Origin of the sequence: Shewanella waksmanii ATCC BAA-643 (genome assembly GCF_000518805.1) — a bacterium.
Taxonomy (GTDB): Bacteria; Pseudomonadota; Gammaproteobacteria; order Enterobacterales; family Shewanellaceae; genus Shewanella; species Shewanella waksmanii.
Map to the genome: position 1 here is coordinate 1 of NZ_JAEH01000077.1, position 8,597 is coordinate 8,597.

Consider the following 8,597-nt stretch of genomic DNA (forward strand, 5'->3'; position numbering starts at 1 on the left):
AGAGGGATACAGTACAGCTCATCTGAATACCAAGCGGCACTAGCAGCCTATGGAATGACCCCATCAATGACAGATGGATATGACTGCTACCAAAATGCACAAGCAGAGCGTGTGAATGGTATTTTGAAGCAAGAGTTTTTGCTTAATCGCTGCAGAACGATGAAAGAGCTTGGCGTTTTAATCAAGGAATCGATAGAGATTTATAATCAATTACGGCCGCACCTTAGTTTAGGAATGAAAACCCCAAATGAGGTGCATGAAAAAGCCAGTTGGGAATACCAACTGGCTTAATAAAAACCGTCAACCTATTTTAGGACTAGACACGTACAAAATGCTTGGGTTAAATTGACAAATTTCAGGCAAAAAAAAGCCCACTTAATCATTAAGTGGGCCGCAAAATAAAACATTGCAATCAACAAATTGAAGGAAGGAAGTCAAGCATAAGAACCAGGGATGTGACTCACGTGCTAGGCACATAAGTCGAAAGTTCTTGTTTTCATAATCTGCCTAAGCAGACACTTCCTGAAAACGAGATGAATTATAGTGTTATCCATCTGGACCGACAAGCTAGAAAAATTTCAGCTATACATTATTTTTTCTAATGAGTTGCGGGTGGGGCAATGTGAGCGAATGCACCAAAAAAAGTGGTTTTCGAGTCATTAAGCACATTCTGTGCATATTTCTACAGTTTAATTTATTTATGTTTGTTATGTTTTTATTAACAACAAAGATGCCAAAGAAGTGTCAGCAGATATTTTTATCTGATTGCCATGTTTTTTTTTGCTTGTATAGTACGGCTTGATAAGTAAATAAAATCATAACAAATCAACTCAGCGACGACCGCACGGTCTGCGTTGCGGTTAATATTCACCAGGATGGCAACTCATGGTTCTTGAATCCATATTTTCTAAAAAATCACTTTTGGTAGCGGGGCTAAGTATTGCCCTGTTTGGCTGCCAAAATAATCCCGATAACCCAGCAGAACAGGCAGTAACGCCAACAGGTGTGGTTGAAACGCTACATGGCGTTGAAGTGCACGATCCTTATCGCTATTTAGAAGAAGAGAGCGATGCGACGCACAAGTGGGTTAAAGAACAGCAACAGGCAGGTCACGCCTACCTTGCGCAAATCGACAACAAACAAGCTGTTGTAGACCGTATAACTCAGCTTTGGAACTACGAAAAGCAATCTGCGCCGTTTGATCACGGTGACAATACCTTTTATTACCGTAATGATGGTTTGCAAGCACAATCCGTACTGTATGTAAAAGGTCAGGATGGGGTGGAGCGTGTTGCACTCGATCCCAATAAGCTTTCAAGTGATGGTACGGTTGCGTTATCTGGCGTTTCAGTAAGTAATGATGGTAAAACCATTGCTTATGGTGTCTCTAAGTCAGGCTCTGACTGGCAGCAATGGCAGTTTATCGATGTGGCATCAGGCCGTGCCTTAGGTGATGAGCTTAAGTGGATTAAGTTCTCTCGCGCTGAATGGGCTGCAGACAACAGCGGGGTGTATTACTCGCGTTATGATGCGCCTGCCGGTGGCAACTTGCTGGCGGATGTAAACTTTAACCAAAAAGTTTATTTCCACAAATTAGGTGACGAGCAAGCTAATGACACTTTGGTTTATGAGCGCCCGCAAAACAAAGACTGGGGCTTTGGTGCTGGAGTGTCAGAGAAAGGCGACTACCTGCTAATCTCTATTTCTCAGGGTACCGATAGTCGCAACCGCTTTTTCTATAAATCACTTACCGAAGCTGACGCGGAAGTCGTTGAGCTCATCATTAACTTGGAAGCAGAATATCAGTTTTTAGGCAATGACAAGTCGGTGTTCTATTTTAAAACTGACCTCGATGCACCTAATGGCAAAGTGATTGCTGTTGATGTTAACCAACCAGCTAAAGATAACTGGAAGACGGTGATTGCTGAAAGTAGCGATCCTATTAGTAATGTTGAGATTGTTAATGATCACTTTGTTGTGAGCTATTTGCATGATGTGTTAGGTAAGCTGTCGATCTTTAGTATGAATGGCGATAAGCGCCAAGATGTCGATTTACCTGGCAAAGGTAAAGTGGCCGGTCCTTATGGTAAACGCAGTAAAGATTATTTTTACTACGTATTTAACAGTTACGTACAACCACAGACTACTTACCGTTTTGACTTTAAAACCGGTAAATCAACTTTGTTCGCTAAGCCCGATATCTCATTTGACCCGAATGACTATGTATCTGAGCAGGTGTTCTATACCAGTAAAGATGGTACTCGCGTGCCAATGATGGTGTCGTATAAAAAAGGCTTAGAAAAGAACGGCAACAATCCAACATTACTTTATGCTTATGGTGGTTTTGCTATTTCACTGACACCAAGATTTAGCCCTGCCAATATTGCATGGATGGATATGGGCGGCATTTATGCGGTACCAAATATTCGTGGTGGTGCAGAATACGGTGAAAGCTGGCATAAAGCCGGTATGTTCGATAAAAAGCAAAACGTGTTTGATGATTACTATGCTGCTGCTGAGTATTTGATTGAGCAGAAGTACACTAACTCAAGTAAGTTAGGCGCGTACGGGCGTAGTAATGGTGGCCTATTGATGGGCGCCGTGTTGACTCAACGCCCAGAGCTTTTTGCTGCCGTGCTGCCAGCGGTTGGGGTATTGGATATGTTGCGTTTCCATAAGTTCACCATCGGGTGGGCTTGGACCAGTGAGTACGGTAGTGCCGATGTTGCTGAGCAATTCCCAGCATTGTTAGCGTACTCGCCATACCACAACATTAGCCAGCGTGAGTACCCAGCGACAATGGTGATGACCGCTGATCATGATGATCGCGTCGTGCCACTTCACAGCTTCAAGTTTGGTGCTTTGCTGCAAGATAATCAAAAAGGCAAAGCCCCTGTGATTATGCGCATTGAGTCTAAAGCGGGTCATGGTGCGGGTAAGCCAACATCAATGAAAATTGATGAATTCGCCGATATCTACACCTTCTTATGGACTAACTTTGGATTGAGCGTTCCAGCCAAAATTGGTCAATAGTTGCATCGTGTTGATTAAAAATTAAAAAAGAGCAGCATTTGCTGCTCTTTTTTATTAACAAAATTTTATGAATATAGTGATCCTAAGGAGCTGAGAAGCATTCACAATTGCTAGCGGTCTAGGTATAGTAGGCCTCAATTTCTTCATTATTATTGGTATTCAACTCTATGTTTCAATGGCCCATCTCGGTCTACTACGAAGATACGGATGCTGGTGGTGTGGTCTATCACTCCAATTACCTCAAGTTTTTCGAACGTGCACGCACAGAATGGTTAAGAGATATCGGTGTTAAGCAGACAGCCTTATTAGCTGACGATATCGCCTTTGTGGTTAAGCATGCAGAGTTAGATTTTAAGGTGGCAGCCAAATTTGAGCAGAACCTTTTAGTCCGTACCGAGGTCATAGAGTTAAAGAAGGCATCATTAACCTTTAAGCAACAGCTAGTTGATGATCAAGGCCTTGTTTATTGTGAAGGAAAAATCTTAGTTGCGTGTATAGCTCTATCGCGAATGCGGCCTAGAGCCATTCCCCAAAATATAGTGCAGGAGTTTAATCGTGGAAGCTGACATTTCGTTTATCGGGCTTTTTTTACAGGCCAGTCTTTTAGTTAAGTTAGTGATGCTCACTTTACTTGGCTTGTCAGTGGTGTCATGGGCGGTCATTTTACAACGCAGAAAGCTAATTAAGACCGCAAGAGAGAATGCACTTAAGTTTGAAGACAAATTTTGGTCAGGGGTTGATCTAAATAAACTCTATAAAGAACTGTCGGCTAGACAGGACAGCAACACTGGCTTAGAAGCGATGTTTCACTCTGGCTTTAAAGAGTATGCGCGCTTAAGTAAGCTCAATGGCCGAGTGCCTGATGCCGTTATGGATGGCAGTTACCGTGCAATGCGGGTGTCATTGTCCCGTGAGATGGAAAAGTTAGAGACTCACTTACCGTTATTGGCCACCATAGGTTCTACCAGTCCTTATATTGGTCTATTTGGTACGGTATGGGGGATTATGAACTCTTTTATCGCTTTAGGCGCGGTGGAAAATGCCACTTTAGCCATGGTTGCGCCAGGTATCGCTGAGGCATTGATTGCGACTGCGATGGGGTTATTTGCTGCGATTCCAGCGGTGATTGCTTACAACCGTTTTTCAACTCAAGTTGAAAAGGTTGAAATGTCGTATGCCAATTTTATGGAAGAGTTCTCTAGTATTTTACATCGTCAGGCCTATAGCGAAAGGGAACAAGGCTAATGCAGCAAGGTTATCAGCGAAAACGCCGCCGGCCAGTTGCTGAGATCAACGTGGTACCGTATATCGATGTTATGCTGGTACTGTTGATTATCTTTATGGTAACCGCGCCGATTGTCACTCAAGGTGTAAAAGTTGACCTACCGCAAGGTGAGGCAGAGGCATTGCCTGCGGACAGTAAACCCCCTGTGGTGGCATCTATTGATGCCGAGGGTGATTACTATCTAGATGTCGGCAGCAGTAGTGCCCGTGAAACTCTGGATTTAGAAGAGATAGCCATTAGAGTCGGCGCCATTATCCAACTAGAGCCAGAGCGTCCGGTAGTCGTTAAAGCTGACCGCGCCATAGCCTACGAGCGAGTGATCCAATTGATGGTGACTTTGCAAGGTGCTGGGGTGCCTTCGGTTGGACTTATGACGGATTCGCCTGAGGAGTAACGGGTGTCGAGTAATTCAAGTTTTACTATTCCATTAGGTATTTCAGCAGGCGTACACATAGGTGCGATAGTGATCCTTGCCTTAGGTGTGGATTTTTCAAGCGAACCAATGCCCACGCCGCAAGCAAGCAGTGCGCCGGCGGTGCAGGCTGTCGTGGTTGATCAACAAAAAGTCGCGCAGCATGTTGAACGCTTAAAGCAGCAAAAGCTTGAGCAACAACGTAAAGAAAAAGCGCGTCAAGATGAGCTCGACCGACAAGCACGTGAAGCGACGCAGGCAAGAGAACGTGAACAGCAGCGGATTAAAAAGCTAGAGCAAGAACGCAAGCAAAAAGAGATTGAAACCAAAAACGCTGCAGCAGCGGCTAAAGCGGCCAAACTCAGAGAGCAAGAAGAGAAGCAAAAAGCCGCAGCAGCTGAAGCCGCCCGTAAACAAAAAGAAGCTGAAAAGAAAGCCGCAGAAGAGGCCGCAGCTAAAGCTGCCGAAAAGCGTAAACGTGAAGAGGAAGCCGCGAGAAAAGCGGAACAAGAACGTAAGCGTAAAGTGGAAGAAGAGCGAAAACGCAAAGCTGAAGAACAAGCTCGCCGTGAACAAGAGCAAATGATGCAAGATGCTTTAGCGGCAGAGCAAGCAGCGCTGTCTCAGACTCGCAATAAACAGGTGATGAGTGAGGTACAACGCTATACCAGCATGATTCGAGCGACTATTCAGCGTAATCTAGTCGTGGATGAGTCGATGCGCGGTAAAAGTTGCCGAGTCAATATTCGCCTAGCGCAAGATGGCTTTGTGACCGGTAGCCAAGTGATCTCTGGTGATAGTGTCGTGTGCCGAGCGACTAAGGCTGCGATAAACAAAGCCGGGCGCTTGCCAGTATCGAGCGAAGCGGACGTTTATAACAAACTCAAAGAAATCAATTTAACCGTTCAACCGGAATTTAATTAGAGGAGTCCCATGAAAACATTGGGTAAGTGGTTCATTGTTGCGCTAATGCTGGTTACAGCACCGGTTAAGGCTGCGTTAGATATTGTGATTACCGAAGGTGTAGACGCTGCAAGGCCTATCGCGGTGATTCCGTTTGTTTGGCAGGGTACTGGGCCCGTACCGTCACAAATTTCTGATGTGGTAATGTCAGATTTAACTCGCAGTGGCACGTTTAAGCCTGTTGAAGAACTCGGATTGCCACAGCGTGATATCAGCAGTGTTGATCAGTTTAGATCTAGTCAGTGGTCAAGCATTGCAGCTGAAGCTGTGGTGATGGGCTCGGTTAAGCCCTATGGTCCTGATCAGTATTTGGTTAACTTTGATTTGGTGGACCTAGTTAAAGCACAGATGCAATCAGGCTCTGGCCCTAGCAGTGCATCAGAGTATTTAATCGATAGCCGCGAAACCGTCATTACTGCTGCGCAGTTTAGACAATATGGTCATCGTATTAGTGATATTGTTTATGAAAAACTGACTGGTATTCGTGGCGCCTTTTTAACGCGAATCGCTTATGTGGTGGTTAATCACGGCGATAAATCTCCCTATAAGTTGATGATTGCTGATTACGATGGTTACAACGAGCAAATGTTACTGCGCTCGCCAGAGCCTTTAATGTCGCCATCTTGGTCACCTGATGGACGTAAACTGGCTTATGTGAGCTTTGAAAATAAAAAAGCGGAAATTTTTGTTCAAGATATCTATACCCAATCTCGAAGCAAAATTACCAGTTTCTCTGGCATTAATGGTGCACCGACTTTCTCGCCAGATGGTAAAAAGTTGGCGGTTACACTATCTAAAGATGGTCAACCGGAAGTTTATGTTGTCGATATTGCGACCAAAGCGCTTAAACGGGTGACAAACCATTACGCTATCGATACTGAGGCCTCGTGGGCACCGGATGGTCAATCACTTATTTTCACTTCTGAGCGCGGTGGTAGACCTCAGATATATCAGGTGGCATTGGCTTCAGGTAAGATTTCGCGATTAACCTTTGAGGGTGAGTGGAATTTAGGTGGCTCTATTGCCCCTGATGGTCGTAGTATGGTGTTTGTAAACCGTACCAACGGTAAGTTTAATATTGCACGTATGGATTTGGAAACCCGCTTTATGCAGGTACTGACATCCACGCGTTTAGATGAATCGCCAAGTATTGCGCCTAACGGTACCATGGTTATTTACGGCACGACGTACAACGGAAAGCAAGTATTAGCGGCAGTTTCTATGGACGGACGATTTAAAGCGCGACTGCCTGCAGGTCAAGGTGAGATCAAATCTCCAGCTTGGTCACCTTTTTTATAATTAAATAGATAACTTACAAAAATACTGAGGATTTTAACATGGATCTCAAAAAGCTGTTTAAAGCTATGGCTGTTGCACTACCTATCATGGCTATTAGTGCATGTAGCTCAACTTCTGATACCGAAACCGATGCGTCTAGCTCGACTTCAGGAAGTGGCAGTGAACAAACATCTGGTGGATCAGTTGGCACAGGTGTCGAAACCGGTGGTGTTGCACCTATTTTAACGCCAGCAGAGCAACAACGGATCAAGAACCAAGAATTACGTAAAGAACATATTATCTATTTCGATTTTGATCGTAGCTCAGTATCTGCCCAGTTCTCAGAAGTGCTTAATGCCCATGGTGAATACTTGGTCGAGCATCCGAATGTTCGCGTTATGATTGAAGGCCATGCCGATGAGCGTGGTACACCAGAATACAATATCGCCCTTGGCGAACGTCGTGCAAAAGCGGTATCTAAGTACTTGCAAGGCATGGGTGTATTACCAAGCCAGATGAGCATTGTTAGCTACGGTGAAGAGAAGCCACTTGATATTAGCCGCACAGATGATGGTTTTGCTAAAAACCGTCGTGCAGTTCTAGTTTACTAATTCTTTCTATTTAGGATTAATTATGAAGAAAGCCGTACTGACAGCGGTAATGATCTTTTGTTCGGGGTCTGTGTTTGCAGCTCCGGCTCCTGTTGAAGACATTGCTGGTGGATCTTATGATGATCGAGTTGAACGTTTAGAGCGTATGCTTAAGGCGCGTCAGCAAGTTGATTTTCAAACTCAGCAGCGATTAGACACCTTGCAACAAGAGGTGCTTGATTTACGCGGGTTGAATGAACAGCAAGCCTATCAAATTGAGCAAATGTTGCAGCGTCAACGTCAATTGTACGATGAGATAGCTAACTTATCGTCTAATCAAGGTTCAAGTGCTGTTGCTGCGGTAACTTCTACAACGACTACGAGTCAAGCTGCTACTAGTTCTAGTTTAGGTGAAACCGCAAGCTATGAGCAGGCGGTGAACTTAGTACTGAAAGAGCGCAAGTATGATGAAGCGATTCCTGCCTTCAGTAATTTCATTAAAAGCTACCCAGATTCGACTTATGCTGCTAATGCAAACTACTGGTTGGGTCAGTTGCTCTATAATAAGGGAGACTTCTCTGAAGCGACTACTGCATTTAGTACCGTTGTTGATCAATATAAAGATTCGAATAAACGCGGTGACAGTTTAGTCAAACTGGGGATGATCGCTGAAAAAACAGCTGATGTGCCAGGTGCTAAGGGCTTTTACCAGCGAGTGGTTAAAGAGTACCCAGCTAGCGCTGCTGCGCGAATCGCGAAGCAGCAGTTGGCTGCTCTGTAACCGCTATTCAACTAAAAAACATACTCTTAGATTGTTTTTCATGCAAATGACAAAAAATGGGGAATTTGGGGTTGCATGAGAAGATGAAAAAGGTATTATAGGCGCCCTCAGAGCGGCAGAGTCGCCTGAGGGACTAAATAGAGTCTATTTAGTGGCAGTAATGGGTCGTTAGCTCAGTCGGTAGAGCAGTTGGCTTTTAACCAATTGGTCGAAGGTTCGAATCCTTCACGACCCACCACTTTTTCTAGAGTGGCT

9 protein-coding genes and 1 tRNA gene are annotated in these 8,597 nt (G+C 44.6%); all 10 read left to right on the forward strand.

Annotated features, from left to right (window positions below; translation table 11 throughout):
• A partial coding sequence (locus tag L865_RS0119670; protein WP_028774798.1) for an integrase core domain-containing protein occupies nt 1–291 on the forward strand: 291 nt, incomplete at its 5' end.
• A gap of 594 nt (nt 292–885) precedes the next feature.
• Complete coding sequence (locus tag L865_RS0119675) at nt 886–3,033, forward strand: prolyl oligopeptidase family serine peptidase (RefSeq protein WP_028774799.1); 2,148 nt, start codon at nt 886–888, stop codon at nt 3,031–3,033.
• Nucleotides 3,034–3,200: 167 nt separating this feature from the next.
• Entirely contained in the window at nt 3,201–3,599 is a 399-nt protein-coding gene (ybgC, locus tag L865_RS0119680) for a tol-pal system-associated acyl-CoA thioesterase (protein ID WP_028774800.1), read from the forward strand.
• A complete protein-coding gene (gene tolQ, locus L865_RS0119685) occupies nt 3,589–4,278 on the forward strand; it encodes a protein TolQ (protein ID WP_028774801.1) in 690 nt (229 codons plus the stop codon). The genes ybgC and tolQ overlap by 11 nt, the downstream gene beginning before the upstream one ends.
• Nucleotides 4,278–4,712 (forward strand): protein TolR, encoded by a 435-nt coding sequence (gene tolR / locus L865_RS0119690; RefSeq protein ID WP_028774802.1) that lies wholly within the window; start codon nt 4,278–4,280, stop codon nt 4,710–4,712. Before tolQ ends, tolR begins: the two co-directional genes overlap by 1 nt.
• A 3-nt stretch (nt 4,713–4,715) precedes the next feature.
• Nucleotides 4,716–5,654 (forward strand): cell envelope integrity protein TolA, encoded by a 939-nt coding sequence (tolA, locus tag L865_RS0119695; protein ID WP_028774803.1) that lies wholly within the window; start codon nt 4,716–4,718, stop codon nt 5,652–5,654.
• 9 nt (nt 5,655–5,663) lie between these two features.
• Nucleotides 5,664–6,992 (forward strand): Tol-Pal system beta propeller repeat protein TolB, encoded by a 1,329-nt coding sequence (gene tolB / locus L865_RS0119700; RefSeq protein WP_028774804.1) that lies wholly within the window; start codon nt 5,664–5,666, stop codon nt 6,990–6,992.
• A gap of 38 nt (nt 6,993–7,030) precedes the next feature.
• On the forward strand, nt 7,031–7,582 hold the full coding sequence (gene pal, locus L865_RS0119705) for a peptidoglycan-associated lipoprotein Pal (RefSeq protein WP_028774805.1): 552 nt from the start codon (nt 7,031–7,033) through the stop codon (nt 7,580–7,582).
• Nucleotides 7,583–7,604: 22 nt separating this feature from the next.
• Nucleotides 7,605–8,342 carry a tol-pal system protein YbgF gene (gene ybgF / locus L865_RS0119710; RefSeq protein WP_028774806.1) on the forward strand — a complete coding sequence of 246 codons (738 nt, stop codon included), beginning with the start codon at nt 7,605–7,607 and terminating at the stop codon, nt 8,340–8,342.
• A gap of 162 nt (nt 8,343–8,504) precedes the next feature.
• A tRNA-Lys gene (locus L865_RS0119715) sits at nt 8,505–8,580 on the forward strand.
• Nucleotides 8,581–8,597: the final 17 nt, after the last annotated feature.